This is a genomic window from Planctomycetota bacterium (assembly GCA_035384565.1).
GTDB lineage: Bacteria > Planctomycetota > PUPC01 > DSUN01 > DSUN01 > DAOOIT01.
Window position 1 is genome coordinate 1 of the sequence record DAOOIT010000070.1, and the last position, 26,727, is coordinate 26,727.

The window sequence follows — 26,727 nt, forward strand, 5'->3', positions numbered from 1 at the left end:
GCTCTCCGAGTTGCTCGTGCCCGTGGGGATTCGCTGATGGGGCGACTCTCGGGGTTCCGCTATCACGAAGTCGCACGACGCCTCCGTGCTCTCGGTTTCGCCTACGACCGGCCCGGCCCCGGCAGCCACGAGGTGTGGCGCCACACGGGAACGGGCAAACGGGTCACGCTACCCCATCATGCCAGACCCATGTGCGAGGGGACGCTCCGCGCCGTCCTCCGCGAGGCGGGCATTGATGTCGCGGATTTCCTCAAGGCCTGACACCCTACCTTGTCTGGAGCCTCTGATGCCCTCTCACGCCGCCTTCTCGTGCCGCCTCTGGGTCCTCGTGCTGGCAGCGGCCGGCGTCGCCGCAGCCGAGAACGCCTCGAAGCCCGTGAAGCTCACGGAGGAACTTCCCACGCTCAAGTGCCTCGGCGTCCGGTGGCTCGTCGCCGGCGACGACAACCGCAACGCGAAGGTCGAGGTGGCTTTCCGCAAGGTCGGCGACACGGAATGGAAGAAGGCCCTCGACCTCTTCCGCGTGAACCCCGCCGGCATGCGCAAAGCCGTCCAGCCGCCCGCCGGCCAGTTCCTCTTCGCAGGCTCCATCTTCGGCCTGGACGAGAACACCGAGTACGAGGTGAAGCTCTCGCTGAAGGACCCCGACGGCGGCGACGCCGAGCAGTTGCTGAAGATGAAGACGTGGGCCGAGCCGAAACTGCCCGTGGGCGGCCAACGCATCGAGGTGAAGCCCGGCGAACTGGAGGCCGCCTTCAAGAAGGCCAGGCCCGGCGACATCCTGGCCCTCAAGAAGGGCGTCTACCAAGGCACCTTCCGCCCGCCCGACGGCGAGCCGGGCAAGCCCATCGCCCTCGTGGGCGAGGACGGGGCCGTCTTCGACGCCGGCGGCCAGGCCAACTGCATCGCCGCCCCAGGCTCGCACGACATCATGCTCGTGGGCCTCGCCTTCCGCAATGCGAAGTGGGCGCTGAACTTCAACGCCTCCGCGCGCATCACCGTCCGACGCTGCCTCATCACCGACTGCGAGTACGGCTTCGTGGCCTGCGGCAACGCCGCGCAAATCGAACGCATCTACATCGCCGACTGCACCCTGAAAGGACCCTCCACCTGGCCCCGCTCCAAGGGGATCGAGGACGCTCGCGGCATCCAGCTCAGCGGGCAGGGCAACGTCGTCTGCCACAACCGCATCAGCGGCTATGCCGACGCCATTGACACCTTCTCCACTTACCCGTGCGCCGCCATCGATTTCTACCGCAACGAAATCTCCGAGTGCACCGACGACGGCATCGAGATGGACTACTCCGAGCACAACACCCGCTGCTTCGAGAACCGCCTGACCAACGTCTTCCAGGGCATCAGCGTGCAGCCGATCCACGGCGGCCCCGTCTACATCTTCCGAAATGCCCTCTACAACGTGGGCCTCGAAACCTTCAAGATGCACAACGCCCCCTCCGGCGGACTCCTCTTCCACAACACCAGCGTCAAGGAGGGTATGCCGCTCGTGCTCTGGACGGGGCAGGCGGTGACCAACTTCGTGATGCGGAACAACCTCTTCCTTGGTACCAGCGCCAACTACGCCTACGAAACCACCGCGCCGATGAAGGACTGCGATTTCGACTACGACGGCTTCGGCGGCGAGTGGAAAGCCTTTCTCAAGTGGAACAACGTCAAGTACGCCAGCATCCAGGAAGCCCGCGAGAAGTGCCCCGTGTACAGGCACGCCATCGCGGTCACCCCCGACAAGGCATTCGCCTCGGGCCTCAAGCCTCCTGCGGACGCGAAAACGCAGTTCGACCCCAACGCCAACGACCTGCGGCTCCGTGAGGGCAGCGAGGCGGTGGACGCTGGCGCCGTGCTGCCCAACATCAACGATGGCTTCGCCGGCAAGGCTCCCGACCTGGGTGCCTACGAACTGGGCGCGCCCCTGCCGCACTACGGCCCACGCCCCGAACGGCGTTGAAGCGGACGCCCTGGGGAACAGATGCACGAGGCGTCCAACTCGGGTGCTCTGTCCCTTTTCGAAGCGAACCCCCTTTACGGGTAGCTCTGCGGGACCGAGTGCTTTCAGCCCACGGGCACGCTACTCCGATACTGCCGATGCAGCGGGAACACGCACCTCGGGAGAGCCTTCTGCACCGGGATGAGCGTCCGCGCGGACGGGCTTGAGGAGATCACCGAGGGCAAGGTCCGCAAAGTGGCGCGCTGGAATGCGGCCTTCCTCCCCGAGCGGCCAACACGGCACCACCGGCGACAGCACCGGTAAGCGTGAATTCCTCAGGGCCATTGTCAGGGAGGTGGTCGTCATGGGGCGGGCCATCGAGCTCGTCCTGGCCGACCTCGACGCCAATGCCGAAACGCGCTTGACCCTCTCGACACTCCCCGAACTGGACACCACGACCCTCGGCGGCCGCCTGAAGAAGGCGCGCCTCGAGGCCGGCCTCCGGCAACAAGACGTAGCTCGCTCCCTCGGCGTCCACCTCCAGTGCATCAGCAACTGGGAGAACGGGCGCAGCCGACCCCGCCGGCTGAGCATTGAGGAGATTGAGGGCGCCATCGCGACCCACCGGCCTGAGAAGGCCTATGCCCCCTCACGCGCGCGACTCTCGCCGCGCTTGCGGTTCCCCACGCCTTGACAGCCCCCGCGAATCCGCTGTATCATCCCCCGGCCCCAATCATTGTGGGCGGGGCGTCTCTGCCCCGCGTTCGCGCAAGCCAGGCAAGGAATCGCCATGCTCGCCAAGGTCAAGTCCCTCGGCGTCCTGGGCATTGAAGCCTACCCGATAGAGGTAGAGTGCAACGTCGCTCGCGGCCTGCGCTACCTCGCCATCGTCGGCCTCCCCGACACCGCGGTCAAGGAATCCGCCGAGCGCGTCCAGGCCGCCGTCACCAACCGCCAGTACCGCTGGCCCCTCGGCCACATCACGATTAACCTCGCCCCCGCCGACACCCGCAAGGAGGGCCCCGCCTACGACCTGCCCATCGCCGTCGGCCTCCTCGCCGCCGACGAGCAGATTGATGCTCACCGCCTCGCCGACGTCGCAATGGTTGGTGAGCTGGCCCTTGATGGTGCGGTTCGCCCGGTCAAGGGCGTGCTGCCAATGGCCATCAGCGCCCGGGATGCCGGCGTCGGCGGATTCGTCGTCCCCGAGGCCAATGCTGCCGAGGCTGCCGTCGTGGACGGCCTCAAGGTCTACCCCGTGCGCACTCTGGACGACGCCCTGGGCCTCGTCACCGACCGCGCGATCCTTGAGCCGAAGACGGTGGACATCGCCTCCGTCCTCGCCCAGACGGCCCGCTACGACGTGGACTTCGCCGACGTGAAGGGCCAGGAGCACGCGAAGCGGGCGCTGACTGTGGCGGCTGCGGGCCACCACAACGTCCTGATGATCGGCCCGCCGGGGAGCGGCAAGACCATGCTGGCCAAACGCCTGCCGACCATCCTGCCGCCCCTGACGCTTGAGGAGGCTCTCGAGGTCACGAAGATACACAGCGTGGCTGGCGAGTTGCCATCGGGGCAGGCGCTTGTGGCCACGCGCCCCTTCCGCGACCCGCATCACACCGCGAGCACGCCGGCGCTCGTCGGCGGCGGCTCGTATCCGAGGCCCGGCGAGGTCAGCCTCGCACACAAAGGGGTCCTGTTCCTCGACGAACTGCCCGAGTTCAACCGAGCGACCCTTGAGACGCTGCGCCAGCCGATTGAGAACGGCACGATCACCATCTCGCGTGCCCTGATGAGCGTCAAGTTCCCCGCAGAGGTCCTCGTGACGGCTAGCCTCAATCCGTGCCCGTGCGGGAACCGTGGCGATCCAGCGAGGGAGTGCCGCTGCACGGTGGGGCAGATTCGCAGCTACATGTCGCGGGTGAGCGGCCCGCTGCTTGACCGCATTGACATCCACATTGAGGTGCCGCGCGTGGCCTACCGCGAGCTCCGCGACCGCCGCCCAGGGGCAAGCAGCGCCGAGATGCGGGAGCAGGTCATCGCCGCCCGCGAGCGCCAGCGGCATCGCTTCGCCGGCGACCACATCTCAACCAACGCCCGAATGACCAACCGCCACATCCACAGGCACTGCCAACTAGACGCGGAGACGGAGTCACTTCTTGAGCAGGCGATGGCCCAGCACGCCTTCAGTGCGCGGAGCTACACCCGCATCCTCAAGGTCGCCCGCACCATCGCCGACCTCGCGGGGGAGGACCGCATCCGCCTGGAACACGTCTCCGAGGCCATCCAGTACCGCAGCACAGAGCGGCACTACTGGCGATAGGTTCCAAAGTTCCCCGATAGCGCAAGTGCTTCAATGGGGCTTCGCCTTGGGAGGCGTGGAGGCGGTGGCTCTTCGGGTCTGGCGATGTTGCCCGGACTGGTCGGTGAAGGGTGTGGGCATGTCTGCCGCTCGCGGATGTGGCAGCTTCTCGGGAGGGCTGTGCCGACTGGCTGGCGGGTGTAGCCTGTCCATTTCCTGCCCCAGCTCGATCTGGATGTCCTCGCCCGGGCACACATCGAGGGGGATCACCGTGTGCCTGCGCTTCCCGAAGGAAGCGTAGGAGAACTTGACACCGGTCGTCACACGGGATACTTATAGGCAGGGCGGTGCGCACTTCGCCCGTCCACCTGCCGCGCTTTTCAGCCGCCGTTCAGGCCGAAGCCCGCGCTACAAACCAGGTTGCCCTCAGAGGTCTATGCCCGGGTCCCCAGCCGAGCTGGCCGAAGTGTGACGAGCAGGCGAAGGAGAAGCCTCGCATGAAACGCAGTGCCCGCGAACTGCGCCGTCTCGGGACGAAGGCTGCGCGGGCCGTGGAGGCGCTGGAGCGGCGCTTTGGGGTGCCTGCGTGGGACGGCCCGGAGCCGCCGCTCGATGCCCTGGTGCGCACGGTGCTGTCGCAGAGCACGAGCGATGTGAACTCGGGTCGCGCCTTCGAGACGCTCAAGGCGAGGTTCCCGACGTGGGCAGAGGCATATGAGGCCGGGCCGGCGGGCATCGAGCGCGCGATCCGGTGCGGCGGGCTCGCGCGCCAGAAGAGTGTGCGCATCCACAAGCTGCTCGGCTGGGTGCGCCAGCGATTCGGCGCTTTCGACCTCGCGGCGGTCGGCGAGATGCCCACGGAGGCGGTCTTCGAGATGCTCCTGCCGCTGGAAGGCATCGGCGTGAAGACGATCGCCGTGATGCTGATGTTCGCGTGCGGGCGCGACTGCTTCGCGGTAGACACCCACGTGCATCGCATCGCACGGCGGGTGGGTCTGGTGCCGGGCACGGCGAGTGCCGAGAGGACGTTTCACCTGATGAGGGCGTTGGTGCCGGCGGGCAAGGCGCTGTCGTTCCACCTGAACCTGCTCGCGCTGGGGCGCACGCTGTGCCGCCCCACGGGGCCACGGTGCACCGAGTGCCCGTTGCGCCCGCTGTGCGACTATGCGGCTCAGAGGCGCTCGCGGCGCGAACGAGCGACGTAGAAGGCGACGTCGGCCACGAAGAGCACGAGCGCCGCGGCCAGGAACAGCCAGTCAATCTCCAGGCGCCCGAGGGCCTCGCGGGGGGCGATCGTGCGCAGGGCGTCGAGGCTGGGGAGCAGTTCGCCGCGGCCGGCCCGCGCGATGGCCTCCAGCGAGGCGTGATTGGGGCCGAAGGTCTCCCACTCCCGTGCATAGTTCCTGGCGGCGTCTATGGTGAGGCGGTGGCCCGCTCCCTTCTCGATGATGGCGGCGCGGTACACCCCCTGGAGCGGCGCGTCGAACGCCGCCTGGTACTCGCCCGGGGCCGTTTGGGGAAGTGAGAGGTCCCGCGCTGGAATGGCCGGACCCGAGATGCGCGCGACGAGGTCGAGACCGTTGAGAAAGCGGCCCTCGCGCTCCGCGCGCACTGTGAGGACCATCTGCTCGCCGCGCTCGGCCAGGTCGGCCTCGAAGCCAGGGCTGCGGGCGGGCCGCGCGGCCCAGCGCACCGCCTGTTGGAGCATCGGGGCGGGGCCGGCGGCGCCCCACAGGGGGGCGTCCCAGTCGGTGCCGACCGTGGAGGTGAAGGCCACGGCCCGGCCCAGGCCGAACTGCCAGCGCGCCAGGACCGGGTCGGGGGGGTCCGCCGCGGCCCACTCCACGGCGGCTGCCGGCTTGGCCACGGTGCGGAGGTAGCCGGCGAGGATGCCGGGGGGAACTCCGCTCGCTATCTCGAGCGCGGCCGCGGCGCGGACGGGGAATGCTCCCTTGCGGATGAGGGGGCCCGTGGCGGCCTTGCGCAACTCATCGAGAAAGGCGGAGGGGAGATCCGCCGGATTCTCGATAAGCTGGAAGCTGGCTCCGGCGAGTTCGCGCAGGAGGGCCGCCGCCTTTTCATCGTGCCCGGTCATCAGCGCGGAGAGGGTCACGCCCGCGGCCGCAAGACGGCCCTTGAGCTCGGAGGTGCGGATGCCGGCTGCCTGGTCGTCGGTCACCTCGCCGTCGGAGGCCAGGATCACGTGGCGCACCTGCGCCGGCACTCGGGCGAGGAGGGCGAGCGAGCGCTCCAGCGCGGCCCGCAGTTCGGTGGGGCCGTGCGGCCGCACCCCGTCCAGCAGGCGCGCGAGGGCGTCTGCACGAGGCGGGGGGCCCAGGGGCACGATCACCGCGGGCTCGTGCGAGAAGGCGAGCAGGCCGAAGAGGTCCGAGTCGCCCAGGCGGCCCAGGCAACGCAAGGCGGCCTCCCGGGCGTATGCGATCTTCTGCCTGCCTGCCACCGCATCGGCCATGCTGCCCGAGGCGTCGAGAGCGACCAGGAGCGCGATCCTCTGGGGGGGCGAGGAGAGGACCGGCAGCGCCTGCTCGATGGCGGTCCCCGTGTAGCCGCCCGGCCCGAAGCTGGACGGGCCGCCCAGAGCCACGAGGCCGGCGCCGGTGTCGCGGACCCAGTCGCGGAGGGCGTCCTGGATCGGGGCGGGCACCTGGTCCGCCCCCACGCCATCGAGCACGAGGCAGTCGGCGCCGGTGAGGAGGACGGGCAGTTGGTCAAGCCGCTCCGGAGCGACAGGCGCGAGGTCCAGCCCAGGCGTCGCGGCCAGGAGGCGCGCAACGGCGTTGTTGGCAGGCGCCAGATGGAGAACGCGCACGGCGCCCTCGGCCCGCACAATGCCTTCGGCCGCGTTGTTCTCGTCGCAGCGGTCAACCACCGCGAGCCTGGCCGTGTAGATGCACGTGCCAGGGGCATCGAGGCGATCCTGCACGACCGTCCTGCGCGGCACCCCGGGCTCGAGGGTGATGCGGCGTGGCGGGCCCATCGGCGCGCCCTGACGGGAGAGCGCCAGCGTGGCCTCGAGCGGCGCCGTGGCCACAGCCTCGACCTCGATGGAGAAGGGCTCGCCGACACGGACGCGAGTAGGGACCCGCAGGAGCGAGAGACGCGCGTCGCGCACGTTGCTGGGGCCGAGGGGGACCGCGAAGACCCGCGCCCGACGTTCCGCCGCGAGGGCGGCCTCCAGGGGGGCGTCGCCCGAGGTCGCCTGGCCGTCGGTCAGGAGCACGATCTGGGAGTCGAAGGCCGGGTCCGCGAGCTGTTGGGAGGCCGCGCGGATGGCGGCAGCGATGTCGGTGGCGTCGTGCCGTGGGAGGCTGGCCGGAAGAGACAGTCGTGGCGGCAGGAGGGCCCGGGGGGTCGGCGGCACGACGACAAGCGTCGAGGCCGCGAATGCGAGGAAGCCGACCACGTCGCCGCGCCGCAAGTCGCCCATGCTGCGACGGACGGTGTCGAGCGCCCTCGGCGTGTCGAGGAACACGCTGCCCGAGGTGTCGAGCGCATACAGCCGCGCGACGCGATAGACGGCCGTGGACCACTGCGGCCGGGCCAGGGCCGTAACAAGGCACAGCACCGTGGCGCAGGTGAACACGGTGCCCAGGCGGCGACGCCAGAGGGCCATCGCTGCCACGGCCAGAGGAATCAGCCCAAGAACCATCGGGTATGCGAAGTGCAAGCGGTTCATTGCCGGGGATTATAGGGCCAGCGGATGGGGCAGTCAAGCCACTTGACAGCCGGGCCGCGGCTGACTAGGGTTGAATGGATTGCTGCTGGCCGCTTTGTGCGAAGGGACCCCGACATGCGAGCGATGCTGCTGGAGAAATGCGCCCCCGCGGAGGAGGCGCCGCTGCACCTGGTCGAGCTTCCCGCCCCCCGTCCCGGGCGCGGCGAGCTCCTGGTCCGCGTGCTGGCCTGCGGCGTGTGCCACACGGACCTGCACACCATCGAGGGGGACCTGGGCACGGACTGGGTGCCCATCATCCCGGGGCATGAGATCATCGGTGTCGTCGAGGCGCTGGGGGAGGGGTGCGAGCGCTTCCGAATCGGCCAACGCGTGGGGCTGGCCTGGCTTCACTGGGCGTGCGGGCGGTGCCAGTTCTGCGCGGCCGGCCAGGAGAACCTGTGCGCCTCGGCGCGCTTCACCGGGCTGCACGCGAACGGCGGGTACGCGGGGCAGGCGAAGGCTCCCGAGAGCTTCGCCTATGCCGTGCCCGACGGCTTGGAGGCCGGGCAGGCGGCCCCGCTGATGTGCGCCGGCATCATCGGCTACCGAGCGCTCGCGCTCAGCGACATACGGCCTGGGGGCAGGCTCGGGCTCTACGGGTTCGGGGCCTCGGCGCACATTGCCATCCAGATTGCGCGCCATTGGGGGTGCGAGGTCTATGTGTTTACGCGCGGCGAGGAGCACAGACTCCACGCGCGCGAGCTCGGCGCGCGATGGGTGGGTGACGCGAAGGATGTGCCTCCCGAGAAGCTCGACAGCGCTATCATCTTCGCCCCCGCCGGCTGGATCATCCCGTTGGGCCTGCGCGCGCTGCGCCGCGGCGGCACCCTGGCGCTGGCGGGCATCACGATGACCGCCATCCCCGAGCTGGACTACGAGGCCGACTTGTACTACGAGCGAACGCTCCGCAGCGTCACCGCCAGCACGCGGCGGGACGGCGAGGCGCTGCTGGAGCTCGCCGCCGAGATCCCCATCCGCACCGACACAAGCACGTACCCCCTCGCCGATGCGAACAAGGCGCTCCTCGCCCTGAAGCTGCGGCAGGTGAGAGGTGCGGCGGTGCTCGTGCCCTGAGCATTCGGTTTGACAATCGCGAGGGGCGCTGCTATAATGCGGGCAACTGGGGGATTAGCTCAGTTGGGAGAGCGACAGGCTGGCAGTCTGTAGGTCAGGGGTTCGAATCCCCTATCCTCCACCACAGCAAGAGGCCGAGTCTCAGCAGCATGCGGTTGAGACTCGGCCTTTGGCGTTCTTGGGGGAGGCATGTGATGAGCCCGGGACGAGGGGGGGGCTCCTGGGGAGGGCGCTGCCGAGTGCCTGGCGGGCGCAGGCTGCCCATGCTGTATCACCCCTGTGAGGGGGAGAGTGATACAGCATGGGCAGATGGGCGAGAATGGGCGATTCTCGCGGCTCCGGCCATGCTCGCTCATCTGCGGGATGAGCAAGCATGGAAGGGGGATGGCCGGAGAGCATAAGGCGTTGCAATATAGAGGGTTATAGGGAGACCCCGCGGGCGTCGTAGCCCCCGTCACACGTCTCCAGCGGCTGCGGCGTCAGGATCGCCAAACCCTGATGAGCCAGGAATCTTGATAGCATGCCACGAGTCCCGATCGAGCCGTCATCTGTGGGCGGGATGTCCCTGACCCGCGCCGCCGTTCTTCGCGGGGCAAGGACGCGTCGCGTACCCCCCAGCCGCCTTGCGCACCGTTCGAATCAGAGTTGTGGCGAGTCATTTGGTTCGACATGGCTGCCCTTGCGCACATACTAATGATAGAAGGCACTCGGGCCAGCATGGGGATGGGGGCGCCGCGTCGCGCGGGCGAGGAGTCGGAAGAGGGGGGCGCGTTGGGCTCAAGGACGCGCAAGGGTGCGGACCTGGCCACCGGGTCCGCACCCTTCACCCACGCCCAGCGGGGCTTGCAGGGGCGACGCGGAGTATGTCTAATACCCTCCATTGGTTGCGCATGGCTTCAGTTGCGATGCCGGTGCTTGTGGCACACGGTGCACCGCTAACCGAGTGAGTGTCCAATGGTGGAGCGCGACAGCCTTTGCCCAGAGCCTTCGGCCTGGGAACTGGTGCGAGCGACCTCGGCGGGGGGGCAGGGCGCTTTTGACAGGCTGGTGCGCCGGTACACGGGGTTTCTCCGCTACGTTGTCGCGCGGCGCGCGAGCGGCTCCCGGGGCTTTCTCGACCCCGACGAGGTTGTCAACGAGACGTGGTATCAGGTGCTGCGGAGCGTGCGAAGCGCCAGGTTCGACCCCACGAAGAGCTTCGCCGCCTGGCTCTACGGAATCTGCCTCAACTGCTTGAAACAGCGGCATTTCCGCCCGCAGAGCGTGGGAGGGCCTGACGACCCGGCAGACTTATGCGCCGGGTTGACGGACGGTGCTCAGCCGCCAGACCTGGCCGTGCAGCGCCTGGAACTGCTGGCGGCTCTGCGGGACTGCCTGGAGGAGAGAACAGACCGCGAGCGGCAGACGTACTTGTTGCTCTACGTCCAGGGGTTGACCAACGTTGACGCAGCCAAGGCTCTGGGGTGCGCGGAGTCGTACGTGCGACAGAAGCTGGTGCCGCACCTGCACCGGGCGCTGCGGGCGTGCCTTGCGCGCAAAGGCTTTCGAGGCAGCGCCGTCAGCGAGCTCCCATGAGCATTGTGGTTCGAATCAGGGGCGACGGGGGACATAACTAGGGGGGACAAGGGGGCCCATGCCCGTGGATGAGCGCATGGACATTGAGGAACTGCTGAGGGAGCTGGGCGGTTTGGAGCGGTGGCTGACGGAGGGGGAGCTCCGAGGCCCGCGGTCCGGGCCGGGGCGAGCGGAGGCATCGTGCTGGCCGGCTTGGCGCATCCTTCTGTGCTGGTCGAATTCGCCCGATCTGTACGCCTCATGGTGGGCCGAGCACGGGAGGTCGTGCGAGCGGTGTTCGAGCGCACGAGAGCGCGTGCTTCGGGACGAGCGTCTGGGCACCCCCGGCGGGCACCGGATGCCGCCTCAACTGCTCCCCGTCCTCTCGGACGCCTCCTCGCCCGCCGCGTTGCCCTATGCCGCCTCCACCAACGTTCGGCCAGAAGCGTCCACGGCGGAGCTCCCTCTGGTCACCTACCACAGACTGAACGGGTCCTGTGACCCGACTCTGGAGGGCATATGGTGCGTGGCTTGGGACAACTCTCTGTTCATCATTCTTGCGGGTTCGGAGGAAGCGCTGGCCAAGTGGAAGAGGGGGGCCTCGCTGACCGATGCCGAGGGCGTGTGGCTCGGAACACTGGCGGAAGTGCGCGGGGCGGTGGTGGAACTGCTGGCCCCGGGTGGGCGCCTTGACGGGCAGCCCGTGCTCGTGTTACAGTCAGAACGTTCCGTGTCGGAACTGCGGTGCGAGGCGTTTGCCATACCGTTCCTCTTGTCGGGGAGTTTCCAGCTCCTTCCCGTGAGCGAGCATGAGACGGGGTTGCAGACGTTGATCGCCGACCTCGCCTCGCGCAACCGGCTTGGCCGGTTCCTGGCCGGCCTGCCGGAGCAGGTGGTGGAGCGCGCGGATGCGCTGACGCTGAGTTTCTACCTGCGCCTCCTCCTATGCCAAGGCCGCCTCAATAACGGCGAGAAGCGCCGCATTGCGAGGCTGGAGTGGCTGGCGCAGGATGTCAGGCAGGCTCTCGAGCCTTTCGCTGTGCCGGGTGGCCCCCAGTGACGCAAGCCGATGACAGCCTGCTCATGCCGCTGCTCTTCTACCGGCCGCACTGCGCCACCGTGCCTATCATGCGCCTGTCGCTGGTCGGGAGCGGCGACGGCGCGCCCCATCAGAGCATTCGCAAGCCGCTCGAGGTCCTGAACCAGACCTGCGCACCGGCCAACGTGAGCATCCTCGCGGAAGTCCTGCCTCAATACCAGAACCTGAGCTTCTACACGGCCTCGTTCCTCTTCCCGCCCCGGGGTGTGAACCAGTTTGTGGACGATTTCCCCGACGGGATGTCGCACCTGGCCGCGGTGCTCCTGGCGTTCTACGCGCTCGGCGCCGATGCGGCACTGCGAGGCCACGGCTTCCGCCAGAGCCTGGCGGGCTGGACGGCCAGCACGTACCCCGACAAGGGCGGGCTGCTGAAGCCTGCGGCCCACCTCCGCGAGAAGCTCGCCGCGGTCTTCGAGGAGAACGCCGAACTGGAGCGTCTGGGGTGCCGCCCCGTGGCCAAAGTGCTCCTCTCCGCAGACGACAGGGTCGCCATCGCGGAGATGCTGGGGGTTCCCGTGTCGGAGGTGGGCGACTCCGTGCCACTGGCACAGCGACACGTCGCGCCGAGCGGGCGCCCTGCACACGCTGCCGACGCCGCAGGACCTCCCCCTCTCACGCTCTACTTCGCCAGGGACTTCCCCACGGCTCTGCGGTTGGTCTTCGGTGCGGAGAACGTGCGCAAGTACAGGCAGCGGCTCGTGATGCGGACCCTCCTGGGCCGCCGCACCTGGGGCGGCGCGGCGCTGGCCGCCGCGCTGCTTGCGGTCGTCTGGCTCGCAGTCCCCTGGAGGGGGCCGCTGCACAGGGCCGAGATCGTCGCAGAAACCGGCATTCAGGCAGTGGACAGCGCCAACCGCACCCTCTGGCGGCGGGAGTTCGGCTCCCGGGTCTCCATTGTCCAGATGGCCAGGGACAGCGCCGGCCAGGTCCGCGTCATCGCCGGCATGCAGGACACGGGTCCCGCCGCAGGCAACCTGGTGGTTTTCGACCACGCCGGCAGAGAGTTGTGGCGCTTCCAGACCGGCGGGCCGTGCCCCTACGAGAGCAACGTCCAGGTGAACATGGCGATCACCGGCCTTCTTGTATCGGACGTCCTGCCCGAGCGTGGCGACGAGGTGATTCTCACCACCTGCTCGCAGTGGGCGCCCGGCCGCGCCATCATCCTGAGCGAGGACGGCAAGCTCCTCCGGGCGATGTGGCACCCGGGCGGCTTGAGCGGAGCCGTGCGCATCGGGCAGACCGACCGCCTCGTGTTCTGGGGCTGCAACAACGCGCTTCGCAGGATGAAGTTCAATGACGGTTCTGGCCGGCTTCACTACGCCCTGTTCTGCGTTCGGGCCGCCGACGTGGCCGGGCAGTGCCCCCCGTACAAGGCCCCCGGGGTGCCGCGGGCCGCTGTGCTGTGGTACAAGGTTCTGCGGCCTCAGGGCATGGACTACGAGCGGGTCACCACGCAGGTGAACCTCGCGCCCGAAGGCACACGGGTGGAAGCCTGGGCGAGGCCGGGCTGGGCCTTCTACCTGGACGCCGACGGCAACGTCATCGGCCGCGAGCGCGGCGACGACGCCCAGGACCCGCCTCCCGAGCTCGTGGATGTGCTGGCGGCTCTGGGGGATGGCTAGGAGCCTGTCCAAGAATCCCCGTGGGCTGCGTTGCCGGCGTCAGCGGGCTGGAGGCGAGGCGCGGCGACGCAGGCGATGCCCTGGAATGCATCGCTGAGGAGCCGCAACGTGGCAGCCGGCCCGCTGACGCCGCAACCCGAAGGGACGCCGCGACTTCAGGCCGCCCGCGGTGTCGCTCATCGTCCGCGATGCGCTCCGTTGCATCGCCTCCTCCTCGCTCCTTGCGTGCGGCCCGAACCGGCGGCGTCGCAGTCTCACGCGGATTCTCGGACAGGCTCCTAGCGACTTCGGCGCCGCACGAGTGCGGCCAGGCCCACTGCCAGCAGACTCAGCGTGGCAGGTTCTGGGATCGCCAGGGCGACCAGGCCGGTGAGGTAGACGCCCTGGCCCGCCTCGCCCTGCCCGATCCAGAGCGCGGCGTTCGTGGTATCCCATAGGTGCGGCTGAAATGGGTCGGTGAGGGCTCCGATCTCGATGGCGTATTGGAGCTCGCCGCCAGGCACATCCAGGATGCCGCTGTAGAGGAAGATGGGGAGCATGTCGGTGGGGGCGATCGAGCGCGTCCCGCCGGCGGCGATGCTGAGGGTGAAGCTGCCGGCGAAGTGCAAGTCGCCCAGAATGGCGACGACGTCGCTGCCCGCGCGATCGAACGTCCAGTCATAGACCAGCCCATCCCCCAGGCGCAGGTGGCCGTTGACCGCGGCTGTGCCCGAGCCGCGGCCCGCGACGGCGAGCCGCCTGTCCACCACGAAGTCGCCGGCCAGTGTAGCGCCGTCGCCGAGGGTCGCGCTGCTGAAGCCCACGGGCTGCGAGATGGCATCGAGGCGGGTGCCGCTGAGCATCGCGAGATTGCCCATGCGCACGGGGCCGCCCGCGCCGGCCGGCACGCGGAGGTCCAGCGTGCCGCTGGTGACGGCGAGGCCGCCCTCAAAGAAGACCGACGCCGCCTGGCTGGCGTCAATCGTGGCGCTGCTGCCGGCGCCGGGGTCGCTGTTCAGGATGACGCCGGCGGGCACGCTCACCCTGCCTCCCGGGGCGATGACGAGGGCGGCGTGGCTGCCGAGGCCCACCGTGCCACCGCCGGTTACCTCGAAGCTGGGTGTGTTGACGCCGGCATCGAGGATCACGCCCGTGTTGGTGCCCGTGACCGAGGCGGCGCCTCCTGCGGTCGGCGCCAGCGTGAGACTGCCGGCGATGGCGAGCCCCGAGGCGGAGCCGATGGAGTCGAAGAGGGCGACGCCAGACCCTTCGAGGGTGAGCCGGGCGTTGGGGTCGAGCCTCAGGTTGCCGAGGCGCGCGGGGCCGCCCGAGAGGCCGCCCAGGCTGAAGCTGCGGAGTTCCACGCCCGACAGGGCGCGGTTCCACGCGGCCACGTCATCAAGGTTGCCATTGAAATACTGGCCGGCCTGGAGCCTCGCGCCCATCCCGAACTCGTCGCGAAGGTCCAGGGGCCAGGCGGGGCGGAACTCGGATACGGGATTGGGGTCGCCATCGAGATAAAGCCGCACGTCGGTGCCGTCGTAAGTGGCCGCGAAGAAGTGCCAGTTGGGGTCGCTGGTGAGTGGGCCAAAGTTCTCCTCCTGCCCGTAGAGGTGGAGGCAGTAGGGCTTTGGGGCCGCGCCGCCGCAGACCTCGATGTCGAAGTAACGGCCGTTGCCGTCGGCACCGACTGGGCTCCAACCGAAGATGCCCGTCCAGTCGCCATCGGCGCCGTTCGCATCGTTGGACTTGACCCATCCCGCGATCGTGCGGGGCGCGTTGCCGCTGAGCCCGAGGGCGCCGATCCCGACGAAGTCATTGATGCCGTCGAACCTCAGGGACGTTCCCCGGACGACGTCGCTATCCCAGGCCGCGCCCGAGATGGCGCCATCCCTGGCGTTGCCGGAGCGGTCCAGCGCCGCGGCCCCTGCGCCCTCGTTGAGGGGCCAGTAGCCGAGCAGGCCGGCCTGGAGAGCAGGGTCGAGAACGCCCACTGGCGGCGCGAGGATCGTCAGGCTGCTGACCGCGGCTGGATCCCCGTTGGCTACGTGGAGAGTGCCGTGGAAGTCCACAGCGGCGATGGAGAGGTCGAGGGTGAGCGAGCCGCCGACCACGATGTTGCCCGTGCCGCCGAGCATTGCCGCCATCATGGTATCGAGTGTCGCCCCCGGGTCAAGGGCCAGCGTGCCTGTGGGGTCCAGGTAGATGCCGCCGCTCCCTAGCTGGAGCGTGCCGCCGGCATTGACGCGCACCGTGCCGTTGCTGCCGATGTAGAGCTTGTGAGCCTGCCCCGTGACGCCGCTGGCGATGGTTGCCACCTGGTCGGCCGTGGGCGCCTGGACGATGGCTGTGATGCCCAACTCGGGTGTGGGGCCGGCGCCTGAGTTCCAGCTCGCAGGGGCCTGCCACGCAGTGGTCCCGCCCGAGCTTGCGGAACTCGTCCATGTTGAGGGCGGCTCCACACGCTGCAACTCCCAGAAATCGGCCTGACGACGGTCCACCACCACGCTGTAGACGATTCCTGACCCATCGGGACGAAACTGAGGATACAGGCTGTTCCAGGGGTCGTTGTTCAACTGGCGCCTGAGGGTTGGATCACTGGCGCTCATGATCCAGATGTCGGACCAGGGGCCCCCATCCTCCGTGGACTGATAGACGATCCACTGGCCGTCGGGGCTGAAGGCCGGGTAGCCCTGGGCCGCGGGTTCGAAGGTCAGTTGCGTCTCGACGGCGGTGAGCAGATCGTACTTGAAAAGGTCGAAGGGGATGCCCCATTCGTCCTGAGAGTTGTAGACGACATACCGGCCATTGGGGGATACGCGGGGCTGCTGCTTGTCGTCGCCGGAGCTGATCTGCCTCAGGTTGCCCCCATCGGCATCGGCGATCCACACACTCATGGGCACCGAGATGTAGCGCAGGAATACGAGGCGGCCATCGGGCAACTCGTTCGCCACCTGCACGGCGAAGGGGACCGGGGTCGCCAGCATCTTGTTCGCCCCATCGGTGTCCATGCGCCAGAATCCGTGGAGGCTAGACGGAGCGGGGTTGGGATAGAGGATGTGGCGCCCGTCCCGGGTGTAGCCCGGGCTGATGGAGTCGGAGGCGAGCACCTGTTGCGGGCCGATCCCGAGGCTGTTCACCTTGTGGATCTGGTACTGGCCGCCGCTGCTCCAGGTGAAGGCAATCTCCGCGCCGTTGGGAGCGTGCGCGTGGTCGCCCTCGCTCCAGTCGGGCGTGAAGGTCAACTGGCGCGGGACCCAAGCCGCCTCCATCAGCCCTGCGTGAGCGTGGGGAGCGGCGTAACAGGCTAGCCAGACGACCGCGGCCATGGCGTAGCGCCACCTGCCCTGGTGTCGTCCCCTTGAGGCACGTTCCCCGAACTGCCTACACCGGCAATGGCGCAAGAGCATTCGAGTGGTGGCCCCGCCAAGGGTCCTATCTGGCCCTCACCGAAGTGGCAGCATAGCCCCGGCACCTCAGATTGTCAACACCTCTCGCTCCGGACAGCGAGGGGCCGCTACTTCGCGGGTTTGGCCTCCCTGAGTTTCTGCTGGGCGCGGTCGAGCGTTTCCTGGGCCTGCTTTCTCAGTCCGTCGTTCTTGGTGACTTCGAGGACCTTCTGCATAGCGGCCTTGACCGCCTCGGCGTTGGCGGGGTGGTTCCAGATGTCGCGGCCGATGCGCACGGCGGCGTGGGCGGCCTCCTCCTTGAGCGCCTCGACCTCGAGGCACGGCACGACGGCCTGAAGGGCGGCGAGGTCGCGGGCCTCGGCCAGGCCGCTGATGGCCTGACGCTTCTCGTCGGGCCGCTTGGCCGTCTCCAGCCCCACGATGAGCATCTTCGCCGTCTCCGCCGCCGGGCGGTTGCTCTGGAGGCGGCAGACGCGGATGTAGCCTCGGATGGCGAGAACCTGGTGGGTCTCGGTGGCCGCGGTCCTGGCGATCTCCAGGAGGTCGGGGGCGGCCGCCGCGTCGGGCCATTCGGCGAGGGCGCGGATGGCTGCGTCCTTGACCTTCTCATCCTGGTCCTTCAGGGCGGCGCGAACGGCGGCGAGGGACTTGTCCCCTCCGATACGGCCGGCCACGGTCAGCAGGGAGAGCCTTGCCGGGCCGCTGGCGGTCTCCAACGCCTTGAGCACGGCCTCGGACCGCTTGTCGGCATCCAGATCGCGCCGGGCGATGTTGACGAGCGCCTCCTTGGCCTCGTTGCGGGTGCCGTCGTCTTGGGTCTTCACGAGCAGGGCGGCCACGGCGCTCATCGCCTCGGTGGGCGCCAGGGCGCCAAGGGCCTTCAGCGCTTCCGCTCGAATGCCGCCGTCGGGGTCCTCGGCGGCCTTGAGGAGAGCCGGCGTGGCGGCGGCGAAGCGGCGGGTGGCGAGGGCGCGGATGGCCTCGGCGCGGAGCTTCAGGTCATCGCCCTCCAGCGCGGCGAGGAGGGCCTTGTCAATGCCGTCGCCTCGAATGGCTTCGAGGCTGCGGCGCGCGGTTGCCTGAGCCGCGCTGGCCTGGGCGGCGACCTTGAGGAGGAGCGGCACGACGCTGGTGTCGCCGAGGAGGCCCAAGCCGCGGACGGCCTGGTCGCGGACGGCCGGGTCGGCGTCCTCGACAGCGGCGACGAAGGTGGGCAAGGCTCTCTTGTCGGCGCGGCGGGCCAGTGCCTGGAGAAGGGCCAGCTTCACCAGGGGGGCGGCGCCCTGGACGCGTGCGGCGATGGCCGGGGTGGCCTTCTCGCCCTCGAGCATGCAGAGGGCCTCGACGGAAGCGCCCAGGAGCCCGTCGGCCGGCTCGGCCAGGGAGCCGAGGATGGTGGGCAACTCCTCTACGCCGCCGGCGCGGGCGATGCCCACGATGGCGCCGCAGCGTGCGAACGGCGGGGAATCGGCAGCGAGCAGCTTCTTGTAGATGCCGAGCGCCAGCGCCTTGTCGCCGGCGGCGGTGAGGGCATCGGCGAGCATCAGGTAGGCATCCACGGCGGCCTGCTTTGCCGCGGGGGAGCCCTTGGCCAGGGCAGCGGCAATCGGCGCGGCGCCCGCTTTGTCGCCCAGCTTGCCCAGGCCGCGGACGGCCGCGGTGCGGACGTCGTCATTGTCCGACGCCGCCTCCTTGACCAGGGTGTCGAGTGCCGCGGCGTCGCGGCGCTCGGCGATGGCATTCAGGAGGGCCGCGCGCCAGGCCGGCGTGTCGGCGGTCGCAACGGCTTTGATGAGGGCCAGCGTGGCCTCCTTGGCCGAGTTCTTCTGGAGGGCGCGGCGGGCGGATTCGCGGACGTTCTCGTCCTTGTCGCCCAGCGCGGCTCCCAGTGCGGCGACGGCCTCGGCGCGCCCGATGCGTTCGAGCATGCGGATGAGCCACGTGCGCGCGAGGGGCGGCACGTCCGGCCCGAGCCGGGCCGCGATGGCCTTGGCGCAGGCCGCGCGGTCGGCCTCGGCGCCGGGACGGCTGGCCTGGAAGGCGATGCGCTCGAGAGTCCTCGTGGGGCCGCCGCGCTTGTTGGGGTCCTCGTTTCCCATGTCGGGCATCAAGGCATCGAGGACCTTGGCATAGGCCGCATCCAGTTGTTCAGGCGTTCGTTCGGACGCGGGCTTCTCGCCGGTGAACTCCTTGGTGAGTTCCGCCGGGTCGGGTTCTCCGGCGCCCAGAGGTGCGGCCCACACCGCGATCGTGAGGGCAAGGATGGCGATGCAGTGGCGTCTCATGTGTGGGGTCTCCTAGAGGGTCCAGGGCGCGCGGTATGGACGGTCCACCCAGCGGTTGAGCTCGGGGTCGCCGACGATTTCCTCCTTGACGGGGTCGAACTTGAAGCTTCGCCCGGACCAGAAGGCGATGTTGGCGAGGTGGCAGGTGACCATGGTGCGGTGTGCGAGCTCGATATCGCGGAAGGGGCGCTCGCGGGTCTTGACGCAATGGATGAAGTCGCCGAGGATGCCGCCGCGGCCTTTGTAGCCCTGGATGTAGGTGGGCGGCGGGGCGATGCGCGGCTTGCCGCGCTCGGGGACCTCGCCCAGGTCGCCCTTGAAGCCGAGGGGGCCGTCCCACGCGCCGCCGAGGTACAGCCGCACGCCGTCGGCATAGATGTAGGTGAGGTGCTTGAACTCCTTGCCGTCGGGGGGGTGGACCTCGACGGGCACGGGCTTGTCGTGGAGTTGGGCGGCGAAGAGCCCGCCGCCGACGTGGTGGGCGCCCCAGTCGGTCATCCCTCCGCCCGAGAAGTCGCGGCAGCCGCGCCAGTTGAACGGGTGGTAGCCCTTGTTGTAGGGGCGCCAGGGGGCGGGGCCGAGCCACATGTCCCAATCGAGGCCTTCGGGCACGGGCTCGGCGGGCAGCAGCATCTCGCCGGAGGGGCCGCCGATGTTGATGAAGACCTCCTGGAGCTTCCCCGCCACGCCGCCCCACATGACGCGGTGGTACCAGTTGTAGTCCTCCCAGACCCGCTGGCTGCCGCCCGAGAAGACGCGGCCGTAGCGGCGGGCCGTCTCCACCATGATCCGGCCCTCGCGGATCGTGAGGGTCTCGGGCTTCTGGCAGAAGACGTCCTTGCCATTCTTCATCGCGGTCACGGTGATCAGGGCGTGCCAGTGGTCGGGGGTGCCGCAGGAGATGGCGTCAATGTCGGGGCGGGTCACCACCTCGCGGAAGTCGCCGTAGTCGTCGCAGCCCTTGTAGACGCCGCTGGCCTTTTGCTGGGCGTAGCGCCCCTCGACGCCCTGCTTGGCGCGCGAGCGCGCCGAGTAGTCCACGTCGCACACAGCGACGCCCTGGACCTCCGGGAAGCCGAGGAGGCCGCCCATGTCGCCCGAGCCCATGCCTCCGAGGCCGATGAAGCCCATGGTGATGCGGTCGCTGGGCGCGGGGCGGCCGCCCTGGCCGAGCGCCGTGGCGGGCGCGACATACGGCGCAACCACGGCCGCGGCGGCGCCCACCTTGAGAAAGCCGCGGCGGCTGATGGCGTGTCTCGTGCGCATGTCTGGCTCCTCCTGCCCCCCTTGCACGTACGGCGTCACTTGCCCGGAACACCTTCGGGCGACCGCTGGATTATGCGCCGTCGGGGGCGGGAAGTCAAACGGATTCTGAGGGATGTGACGAAAGGCGCCATTTCGGCGCGCCCTCGCCTTCAGCTTCACGGAAGGCCGAGGGGCGGGGTCCGCTGGCCTCAGGCAAGGCAGGGGGTGAGTGGGATCAGTAGACCCGACGTTGGCGCGAGGAGGGGACGCCCAGGGCCTTGCGGTACTTGGTGACGGTGCGGCGGGCGATGTCGAGGCCCTGAGCCTGGAGCTTGGCGGCGATCTCATCGTCCGAGAGGGGATTGCGCTTGTCCTCGGTCTCGAGCACCTGCTTGACGATGTGCTTGACGCTCTTGCGCGAGCGGACGCGTCCGTCGGTGGTGCGGGTGCCGCCGGTGAAGAAGAAGCGGAGCGGGAAGATGCCCGAGGGCGTTTGCATGTACTTGTCGGCGATGGCGCGGCAGACGGTGGAGACGTGGACGCCGGTGGCGGCGGCGATGGCCTGCATCTTCAGCGGCACCAGGTGCGCGATGCCCTTGGCGAGGAAGGGCTGCTGGACGTCTACGATGGCGCGCGCGATCTTCTGGAGAGTGTTGCGCCGCTGCTCGATGGACTCGATGAGCCATCGGGCGGCCTGAATCTTCTTGCGGATGTAGTCCTTGGCGGTGTCCGAGGTGCCGGCGTCGCGCAGGAGGCGCGAGTAGGCCGAGTTGATGTAGATGCGCGGGATGCGGTCGTCCTCGAGGCGGACCTCGTAATGGCCGTCCACGTACTCGACCACGATGTCGGGGATCACGTAGGCGGAGGACTCGGCGGCGAAGGCCATGCCGGGCTTGGGGTTGAGGTGGCTGATGAACTCGATGGCTTCGCGGACCTCCTCGAGCGAGGCGCCGGTTTCCTTGGCGATCTTGGGGATGCGGTTCATCCACAGGTCTTCGAGGTGGTTGGCGATGATGCGGCGGGCGAGGGTGTGCTCGTGGTCGTGGCGCATCTGGAGGAAGAGGCACTCTTTGAGGTCGCGGGCGCCCACGCCCGGCGGGTCGAGGGATTGGATGATCTCGAGCGCGCGCTGGGCCTGGTCGAGAGTGGCCAGGCTGTCCATCGACTCCAGAATCTCCTCGAGGGAGTACTGGAGATAGCCGTCGTCGTCAATGTTGTAGATGATGTTCTCGGCGATGTCGCGCAGGTCGTCGGGGGTGTCCAGCAGGCTGTACTGATCGAAGAGATAGTCCTGGAGCGAGATGGGGCGCGCGGCCGTGTTCTGCATCGCCTCGTACTTGCGGTCGGTCTCCGTGGGATCGGGCGCGCGGCGATAGGTCTGTGAGCCGTACTCGCGGACGACATCCTCGATCTGGCGGAGCTTCTCGAACTCCTGGTCGCTGTGGGTGCGTTCTTCCTGGGGTTCGGCCTCGGCGTCGCGGTCCTGCTCCTGTTGCTCCTCGATAGCGGGGGTGTCGGCCATCTCGAGGACGGGGTTTTCGAGGAGTTCCTGCTTGAGGCGCTGCTGGAGCTCGAGGGCGGGGAGTTGGAGGATTTCGATGGACTGGATGATCTGCGGGGCGAGCTTCATGCGAAGCTCGGGCCTCTGTTGCAGCAGCGCTTCCATCCGCATCTGCATATCGAACGTCCTCTGGGCGCCTCTCTGGGGCGCCCGGCTCCCTAGCCCCGAAGCCCAGGTCCACCGATACTATACGCGCAAAGGCGTGCGTTGTCTAGCCGTGAATCTCGCGCCGGCCCTCCAGCGCATCCCGGAGGATCGACTCGGTCGCGTACTCGATCTGGCTGCCGGTGGGGATGCCGCGGGCCGGCAGCGTGATTCGGACGTTCAGGGGCTGCAACAGCCGCGCGAGATGCTGCGCGGTCACGTCGCCCTCGAGGTCCGGGTTCGTGTACAGGATGACCTCCTTCACCCCTGTGGCCTTGATGCGTCGCACCAGGTGGTCCACCGTCAGGTCCTCCGGGTGCACGCCCTCGAGCGGGGCGATGCGCCCCATGAGGACATGGTAAACGCCGCGGTAGCCGCCGGTCTTCTCGATGGCCAGCAGGTCCCGGGGTTGCTCGACGACGCACAGCACGGTGGTGTCGCGGCGCGGGTCGGAGCAGATGGCGCACGGGTCGCGTTCGGTGACGTTGCAGCACTGGGAGCAATGGCGGGTGTTGCGCTTGACGTCGCGGATGGCCTGGGCCAAGGCCTCGGCCTCCTCCTGGGGAACCTTGAGGAGGTGCAGGGCGAGGCGCTCCGCCGACCGGGCGCCGATGCCCGGCAGCTTGCCCAGTTCCGCCATCAGGCGCGAGAGAGATTCGGTGTAGACGCTCGCCATCGGCTGCCTCGCGGCCTAGAACATGCCCGGGAGCGGTATGCCGCCGGTGACCTTGCTCATCTCGTCCTGCGCGAGGTCGTGGGCTTTCTTCAGGCCGGCCCTGGCGGCGGCAAGGATCAGGTCCTCCAGCATCGCCACATCCTTCGGGTCCACCACGGCCGGGTCGATCTTCACGGCCACGATCTCTTGCTTGCCGTTGACGAGGACGCGGACCATGTTTCCGCCGGCGGTGCCCTCGACGATGCGGTCCTTGAGGCCCTGCTGGACCTCCGAGAGACGTTGCTGCATCTTCTGCGCCTGCCGCACCAGGTCCCCCATCCCGCCGCCGCCACCGCCGAATCCGCGTGCCATCGTTCACTTCTCCCGATTGATGACGATGCCCTGGAGGATGTGCAGCGCCTTGCCGATCACGGGGTTGGCCGCCGCCTCCTCCTGAAGTCTGCTGTGCTCCTCCGCCAGCCGCTCGGGGTCGCTCTCCGCCTCAGTGGCCGCCGGCGCGGTCATGGGGGCGGGGGGCGAAGGCTTTTTTTTTTCGTCCGCCGCGGGCGGCGGCGCCGGCCGTGGGGCGGGCGGATGCCCCGCGGGAGCCTGCGGCGGGGCGGACGAGGCGCCCAGCCGCGTCTCGAGGGCCTGGAGGCGTTCGAGAAGCTCCGCGAGGGGCACAAGGCCGTCGCCCTGCGCCAGCTTGACGAGGGCCAGTTCGATCGGCAGGCGGCTCTGGGAGCTCTCCTTCACCCGGCGGAGCGTGTCCCAGAGCACCTGGCTCATGTAGAGCAGCCCGTCCACCGTGAAGCGCTGGCGCTGGCGGTCCAGCTCCTTGAGATCCTCCGGAATCTCATCCACCAGGGCGGCGTCGGGCCCGCACACGGCCAGAAGAAGGAGCGAGCGAGTGTGGTCAATGAGCTGGTGGAGCAGGTTCTCGGTGTCCTTGCCGTCCTGGATGGCGCGATGGACGATGAGGAGGGCCTGGTCGGCCCGATGGTCGGCGAGGTGGTCGAGAAGCTTGAAGATGTCGCGGCGGGGCAGGGCGCCGAGTGCGTCCTCGACCTCCTGGGCGGTCGCCTTGCCGCCGCTGTAGGAGAGGAGCTGGTCGAGCAGCGTTTCGGCATCGCGCATGCCGCCCTTGGTGCTGCGGGCGATGAGGTGGATGGCCTCGGGGTCGGCCTTGGCGTTCTCGGTCTTGGCGATCTGCTGGAGGCGGCGGACGATGTCGGCGGTGGAGATGCGGCGGAAGTCGAATCGTTGGCAACGCGAGTGGATGGTCTCGGGCAGCCGGTGCGGCTCGGTGGTGCAGAAGATGAACTTCACGTGGGGCGGCGGCTCTTCGAGCGTCTTGAGGAAGGCGTTGAAGGCCGAGCGGCTCAGCATGTGCACTTCGTCAATGATGTAGATCTTGTGGCGCGCGCGGGCCGGGGCGAAACGCACGTTGTCGCGGAGCACGCGCACGTCGTCCACGCTGGTGTTCGACGCGGCGTCCACCTCGATGACGTCCATGTCGTCGCCACGGGTGATGCTGGTGCAGAAGGTGCAGGCGTTGCAGGGGTCGGGGGTGGGGCCCTTCTCGCAGTTGAGGGCCTTGGCGAGGAGGCGGGCCGTGGTGGTCTTGCCCACGCCGCGGGGGCCGCTGAACAGGTAGGCGTGCGCCACGCGGCCCGCGGCGATTGCGTTGCGCAGCGTGGTGGTCACCCCCTCCTGCCCGACCACGTCGTCGAACGTCTGGGGCCGGTACTTGCGCGCCAGGACCAGATAATCCACGAGCCGTCGCCCTCTATCGTTGCCGCCCGCCGCTGGCGAGCGGGGAGTAGGCTGGCCGTGCACTCTCCCTCGACACTGTCCCTGGCCGCCGAACGCGGCAGTTGGCTCCAGCCAGGCAACCCCACGGCACATGGGACGTAATGCTTAAGGCTGCTTCCTCTCGGACCTGACCTGGTTCACATCCACCCATTGCATGGGACCCAGCCTTCAGCACCACTTACCGCGCCGTGTCGGCCAGAGGCGAGAGCCTCAGGAGAGCTTTCGACCCCGGTATAGCGGATTCCGGGTTACAGGGCACCGCTAGTTCCCCGTCTAGCACGGCCATATTTCAGTTCTTCGTCTCCTTCGCGCCAGGCGATGGTTTCCTGTTGATGAGCACCTGCTCGATGAGCAGGTCCTCGATGGGCACGGGAGCGCCGTCGGCGGAGCGCGTGGCGGCGGCGCCGAGGCGCTTCGCAACGTCCAGGCCCCCCTCGACGTGGGCGAACACGGTATAGTCGCCCTCGAGGTGGTCCTGGTCGCTCAGCAGGATCATCAGGCGGCCGGGCAGAGTGCGGCCGTCGGCCCCGCGGTCCATCAGCACGGCGCCCGCGATGGCCGAGCTGGGCGCGGCCTCGTAGGCCAGGGGTTCGGCCGCATCCTTCGCGCCCGGCGGCCCGATCAGAATCATCCGATCCTTGAAGGCGCACGTCACGCGCGCCCCGTCGTACGCGCCGCGCTCGGCCAGCTTCACAAAGGTCCGCACCGCGTTCGGCGCCGCGTCGGGAGACAGGTCGAGCGTGATGTCGCCCATGTTGGTGCGCAGCGTGGCCGTATACTCGCGGAGCCGCTCCGTGGCGGGATGGGGCTTCTTCGTTGGGCCAGGCAGGCCCCACGGCAGGGCGCCGGCCCAGCCGGACATGGCAGAAAGCCCCAGAATGGCGGAGGCAAGGGCAAGCAGGCGTCTCATGATTCGCATTCCCCGGTTATCCTCTCGCGGATGCGGCAAACACTCTCTGGCGGAGAGGGGGGGATTCGAACCCCCGAGCCCCCTTACGGAGACCACACGCTTTCCAAGCGTGCTCCTTAAGCCACTCGGACACCTCTCCAGACCGCCGCGCGGGTCCCGAAGTCTCAAATGGCCTTGGCGGAGAGGGGGGGATTCGAACCCCCGGGAGATGTGATAACACCTCCACCGGTTTTCGAAACCGGCCCATTCGGCCGCTCTGGCACCTCTCCAGTCTGATGCGGTCCTCGCGCTCCCGACGGGCGCAACCGGGCGCGCCTCGGCTCAGTCCTCAGCCCAGATCGAGCCTGGGCCTTCCCCGACGGGGCCTTGGGTACCGCAGCCAGCTCTTCGCTTGCGAAAGAACTCCCGAAGCAACGCGCCGCACTCGTCGCCCAGGACCCCCCCGAGGTGAGGGGGGCGATGATTCAGCCGCTCATCGTCGAGGATCCGGTAGAGCGACTCGACGGCGCCCGCCTTCGGGTCCCGGGCGCCGTAGACCACGCGATCAAGCCTGGCCAGCACCATGGCCCCCGCGCACATCACACACGGCTCGAGGGTCACGTAGATCGTCACGCCCGTGAGCCGCCACCGCCCCAGCGCCTCGGCCGCCTGGGTGAGCGCCAGGATCTCGGCGTGGGCCGTGGGGTCCCGCAGCAGCTCGCGCTGGTTGTGGGCACGGCCGACCACCTGGCCCTCGAAGACGGCCACCGCGCCCACCGGCACATCCTCGTGCCGCAACGCCGCCTGGGCCTCCGCCAGGGCCAGACGCATCAGCGCGTCGTCGCTCGCCCACGCCCCGCGTGCCAACTCGCCGATCGCTCGCGCCCCTCATGAAAAGAGAAGCCCCGCGCGGCGCGTGCCGGCAAGCGCTTCTCCACGGGTCCGCGGGCGCGCCGCGGGGCGCCCCGCCTCGGTGGCGCGCCCAGGAGGACTCGAACCTCCAACCTTCGGCTTCGTAGGCCGCGACTCTGTCCAATTGAGCTATGGGCGCCTTGGCACCCCCACGGGGATTCGAACCCCGGTCCCCAGGCTGAGAACCTGGTATCCTAGGCCACTGGACGATGGGGGCCTGCGTACTGCACGAGCAAAACTGGCTGGGGGAGGAGGACTCGAACCTCCGCTTTCCTGATCCAGAGTCAGGCGTGTTACCAGTTACACCATCCCCCAACGGCGTTACCGTTCATCATTATACCAACCGCAGCGCAAAATGCAAGCTGGATTCGGCGGGTGGGGTGTGGGCCGGAATTGTAGGCAGGGTGATTGTCTCTGGAGCCTGAAGGGCTCGCATGGGATAGCCCAGGGCAACGCCCTGGGTTCAGCGGGGTCCACGGGTCCAGCCCTGAAGGGGCGAGATA

19 protein-coding genes, 6 tRNA genes and 1 other RNA gene are annotated in these 26,727 nt (G+C 68.9%); 10 read left to right on the forward strand and 16 right to left on the reverse strand.

Going from position 1 to position 26,727, the window contains the following annotated elements; all coding sequences use genetic code 11:
- Positions 1–36: 36 nt before the first annotated feature.
- From PLE19_19785 to PLE19_19805, 5 genes are all read left to right on the forward strand, one after another.
- On the forward strand, positions 37–261 hold the full coding sequence (locus PLE19_19785) for a type II toxin-antitoxin system HicA family toxin (GenBank protein ID HPD17191.1): 225 nt from the start codon (positions 37–39) through the stop codon (positions 259–261).
- 25 nt (positions 262–286) lie between these two features.
- The gene (locus tag PLE19_19790) at positions 287–1,963 is read left to right on the forward strand and encodes a right-handed parallel beta-helix repeat-containing protein (GenBank protein ID HPD17192.1); all 1,677 of its coding nucleotides are present in this window, start codon (positions 287–289) and stop codon (positions 1,961–1,963) included.
- Positions 1,964–2,210: 247 nt separating this feature from the next.
- Positions 2,211–2,636 (forward strand): helix-turn-helix transcriptional regulator, encoded by a 426-nt coding sequence (locus PLE19_19795; protein HPD17193.1) that lies wholly within the window; start codon positions 2,211–2,213, stop codon positions 2,634–2,636.
- Positions 2,637–2,732: 96 nt separating this feature from the next.
- The gene (locus PLE19_19800; GenBank protein ID HPD17194.1) at positions 2,733–4,265 is read left to right on the forward strand and encodes a YifB family Mg chelatase-like AAA ATPase; all 1,533 of its coding nucleotides are present in this window, start codon (positions 2,733–2,735) and stop codon (positions 4,263–4,265) included.
- 476 nt (positions 4,266–4,741) lie between these two features.
- Entirely contained in the window at positions 4,742–5,449 is a 708-nt protein-coding gene (locus tag PLE19_19805; GenBank protein HPD17195.1) for an endonuclease III, read from the forward strand.
- Here PLE19_19805 and PLE19_19810 read toward each other — a convergent pair.
- Positions 5,416–7,941 (reverse strand): vWA domain-containing protein, encoded by a 2,526-nt coding sequence (locus PLE19_19810; GenBank protein HPD17196.1) that lies wholly within the window; start codon positions 7,939–7,941, stop codon positions 5,416–5,418. The genes PLE19_19805 and PLE19_19810 overlap by 34 nt on opposite strands.
- A 114-nt stretch (positions 7,942–8,055) precedes the next feature.
- On the opposite strand from PLE19_19810, the gene PLE19_19815 reads away from it, so the two are divergent.
- From PLE19_19815 to PLE19_19835, 5 genes are all read left to right on the forward strand, one after another.
- Positions 8,056–9,054 (forward strand): zinc-dependent alcohol dehydrogenase family protein, encoded by a 999-nt coding sequence (locus PLE19_19815; protein ID HPD17197.1) that lies wholly within the window; start codon positions 8,056–8,058, stop codon positions 9,052–9,054.
- 48 nt (positions 9,055–9,102) lie between these two features.
- Positions 9,103–9,178: transfer RNA gene (locus tag PLE19_19820), tRNA-Ala, on the forward strand.
- Between the two features lie 830 nt (positions 9,179–10,008).
- The gene (locus PLE19_19825; GenBank protein HPD17198.1) at positions 10,009–10,629 is read left to right on the forward strand and encodes a sigma-70 family RNA polymerase sigma factor; all 621 of its coding nucleotides are present in this window, start codon (positions 10,009–10,011) and stop codon (positions 10,627–10,629) included.
- 505 nt (positions 10,630–11,134) lie between these two features.
- A complete protein-coding gene (locus tag PLE19_19830; protein ID HPD17199.1) occupies positions 11,135–11,668 on the forward strand; it encodes a hypothetical protein in 534 nt (177 codons plus the stop codon).
- Positions 11,665–13,329: a hypothetical protein gene (locus PLE19_19835; GenBank protein HPD17200.1), complete on the forward strand. Its 1,665-nt coding sequence runs from the start codon at positions 11,665–11,667 to the stop codon at positions 13,327–13,329. The genes PLE19_19830 and PLE19_19835 overlap by 4 nt, the downstream gene beginning before the upstream one ends.
- A 278-nt stretch (positions 13,330–13,607) precedes the next feature.
- On the opposite strand, the gene PLE19_19840 is transcribed toward PLE19_19835, so the two are convergent.
- The 15 genes from PLE19_19840 to PLE19_19910 form a co-directional block, all read right to left on the reverse strand.
- Positions 13,608–16,637: a PEP-CTERM sorting domain-containing protein gene (locus tag PLE19_19840; protein HPD17201.1), complete on the reverse strand. Its 3,030-nt coding sequence runs from the start codon at positions 16,635–16,637 to the stop codon at positions 13,608–13,610.
- 188 nt (positions 16,638–16,825) lie between these two features.
- Positions 16,826–19,003, reverse strand: a complete 2,178-nt coding sequence (locus PLE19_19845) for a HEAT repeat domain-containing protein (GenBank protein ID HPD17202.1) — start codon at positions 19,001–19,003, stop codon at positions 16,826–16,828.
- A gap of 12 nt (positions 19,004–19,015) precedes the next feature.
- Entirely contained in the window at positions 19,016–20,269 is a 1,254-nt protein-coding gene (locus PLE19_19850; GenBank protein HPD17203.1) for a Gfo/Idh/MocA family oxidoreductase, read from the reverse strand.
- Positions 20,270–20,483: 214 nt separating this feature from the next.
- The gene (gene rpoN / locus PLE19_19855; protein HPD17204.1) at positions 20,484–21,926 is read right to left on the reverse strand and encodes an RNA polymerase factor sigma-54; all 1,443 of its coding nucleotides are present in this window, start codon (positions 21,924–21,926) and stop codon (positions 20,484–20,486) included.
- A 94-nt stretch (positions 21,927–22,020) separates the two neighbouring features.
- On the reverse strand, positions 22,021–22,629 hold the full coding sequence (gene recR / locus PLE19_19860; GenBank protein HPD17205.1) for a recombination mediator RecR: 609 nt from the start codon (positions 22,627–22,629) through the stop codon (positions 22,021–22,023).
- A gap of 15 nt (positions 22,630–22,644) precedes the next feature.
- A complete protein-coding gene (locus PLE19_19865) occupies positions 22,645–22,980 on the reverse strand; it encodes a YbaB/EbfC family nucleoid-associated protein (protein ID HPD17206.1) in 336 nt (111 codons plus the stop codon).
- A gap of 3 nt (positions 22,981–22,983) precedes the next feature.
- Positions 22,984–24,384, reverse strand: a complete 1,401-nt coding sequence (gene dnaX, locus PLE19_19870; protein ID HPD17207.1) for a DNA polymerase III subunit gamma/tau — start codon at positions 24,382–24,384, stop codon at positions 22,984–22,986.
- Positions 24,385–24,439: 55 nt separating this feature from the next.
- Positions 24,440–24,705: signal recognition particle sRNA large type (gene ffs, locus PLE19_19875), an RNA gene on the reverse strand.
- Between the two features lie 7 nt (positions 24,706–24,712).
- The gene (locus tag PLE19_19880) at positions 24,713–25,342 is read right to left on the reverse strand and encodes a peptidylprolyl isomerase (GenBank protein ID HPD17208.1); all 630 of its coding nucleotides are present in this window, start codon (positions 25,340–25,342) and stop codon (positions 24,713–24,715) included.
- Between the two features lie 38 nt (positions 25,343–25,380).
- Positions 25,381–25,472, reverse strand: a tRNA-Ser gene (locus PLE19_19885).
- Between the two features lie 36 nt (positions 25,473–25,508).
- Positions 25,509–25,602: transfer RNA gene (locus PLE19_19890), tRNA-Ser, on the reverse strand.
- Between the two features lie 52 nt (positions 25,603–25,654).
- Positions 25,655–26,143, reverse strand: a complete 489-nt coding sequence (gene tadA / locus PLE19_19895; protein HPD17209.1) for a tRNA adenosine(34) deaminase TadA — start codon at positions 26,141–26,143, stop codon at positions 25,655–25,657.
- Positions 26,144–26,286: 143 nt separating this feature from the next.
- Positions 26,287–26,363 (reverse strand) — tRNA-Arg (locus PLE19_19900).
- A 2-nt stretch (positions 26,364–26,365) separates the two neighbouring features.
- A tRNA-Glu gene (locus PLE19_19905) sits at positions 26,366–26,441 on the reverse strand.
- 22 nt (positions 26,442–26,463) lie between these two features.
- Positions 26,464–26,539: transfer RNA gene (locus tag PLE19_19910), tRNA-Gln, on the reverse strand.
- Positions 26,540–26,727 lie beyond the last annotated feature (188 nt).

Excerpts from the sequence above, each read along its gene's own strand:
- PLE19_19785 (HPD17191.1), top strand. The coding sequence starts at position 37 with ATGGGGCGACTCTCGGGGTTCCGCTATCACGAAGTCGCACGACGCCTC.
- PLE19_19790 (HPD17192.1), top strand. The coding sequence starts at position 287 with ATGCCCTCTCACGCCGCCTTCTCGTGCCGCCTCTGGGTCCTCGTGCTG.
- PLE19_19795 (HPD17193.1), top strand. The coding sequence starts at position 2,211 with ATGCGGCCTTCCTCCCCGAGCGGCCAACACGGCACCACCGGCGACAGC.
- PLE19_19800 (HPD17194.1), top strand. The coding sequence starts at position 2,733 with ATGCTCGCCAAGGTCAAGTCCCTCGGCGTCCTGGGCATTGAAGCCTAC.
- PLE19_19805 (HPD17195.1), top strand. The coding sequence starts at position 4,742 with ATGAAACGCAGTGCCCGCGAACTGCGCCGTCTCGGGACGAAGGCTGCG.
- PLE19_19810 (HPD17196.1), bottom strand. The coding sequence starts at position 7,941 with ATGAACCGCTTGCACTTCGCATACCCGATGGTTCTTGGGCTGATTCCT.
- PLE19_19815 (HPD17197.1), top strand. The coding sequence starts at position 8,056 with ATGCGAGCGATGCTGCTGGAGAAATGCGCCCCCGCGGAGGAGGCGCCG.
- PLE19_19825 (HPD17198.1), top strand. The coding sequence starts at position 10,009 with ATGGTGGAGCGCGACAGCCTTTGCCCAGAGCCTTCGGCCTGGGAACTG.
- PLE19_19840 (HPD17201.1), bottom strand. The coding sequence starts at position 16,637 with ATGGCCGCGGTCGTCTGGCTAGCCTGTTACGCCGCTCCCCACGCTCAC.
- PLE19_19845 (HPD17202.1), bottom strand. The coding sequence starts at position 19,003 with ATGAGACGCCACTGCATCGCCATCCTTGCCCTCACGATCGCGGTGTGG.
- PLE19_19850 (HPD17203.1), bottom strand. The coding sequence starts at position 20,269 with ATGCGCACGAGACACGCCATCAGCCGCCGCGGCTTTCTCAAGGTGGGC.
- rpoN (HPD17204.1), bottom strand. The coding sequence starts at position 21,926 with ATGCAGATGCGGATGGAAGCGCTGCTGCAACAGAGGCCCGAGCTTCGC.
- recR (HPD17205.1), bottom strand. The coding sequence starts at position 22,629 with ATGGCGAGCGTCTACACCGAATCTCTCTCGCGCCTGATGGCGGAACTG.
- PLE19_19865 (HPD17206.1), bottom strand. The coding sequence starts at position 22,980 with ATGGCACGCGGATTCGGCGGTGGCGGCGGCGGGATGGGGGACCTGGTG.
- PLE19_19880 (HPD17208.1), bottom strand. The coding sequence starts at position 25,342 with ATGCGAATCATGAGACGCCTGCTTGCCCTTGCCTCCGCCATTCTGGGG.
- tadA (HPD17209.1), bottom strand. The coding sequence starts at position 26,143 with ATGCGTCTGGCCCTGGCGGAGGCCCAGGCGGCGTTGCGGCACGAGGAT.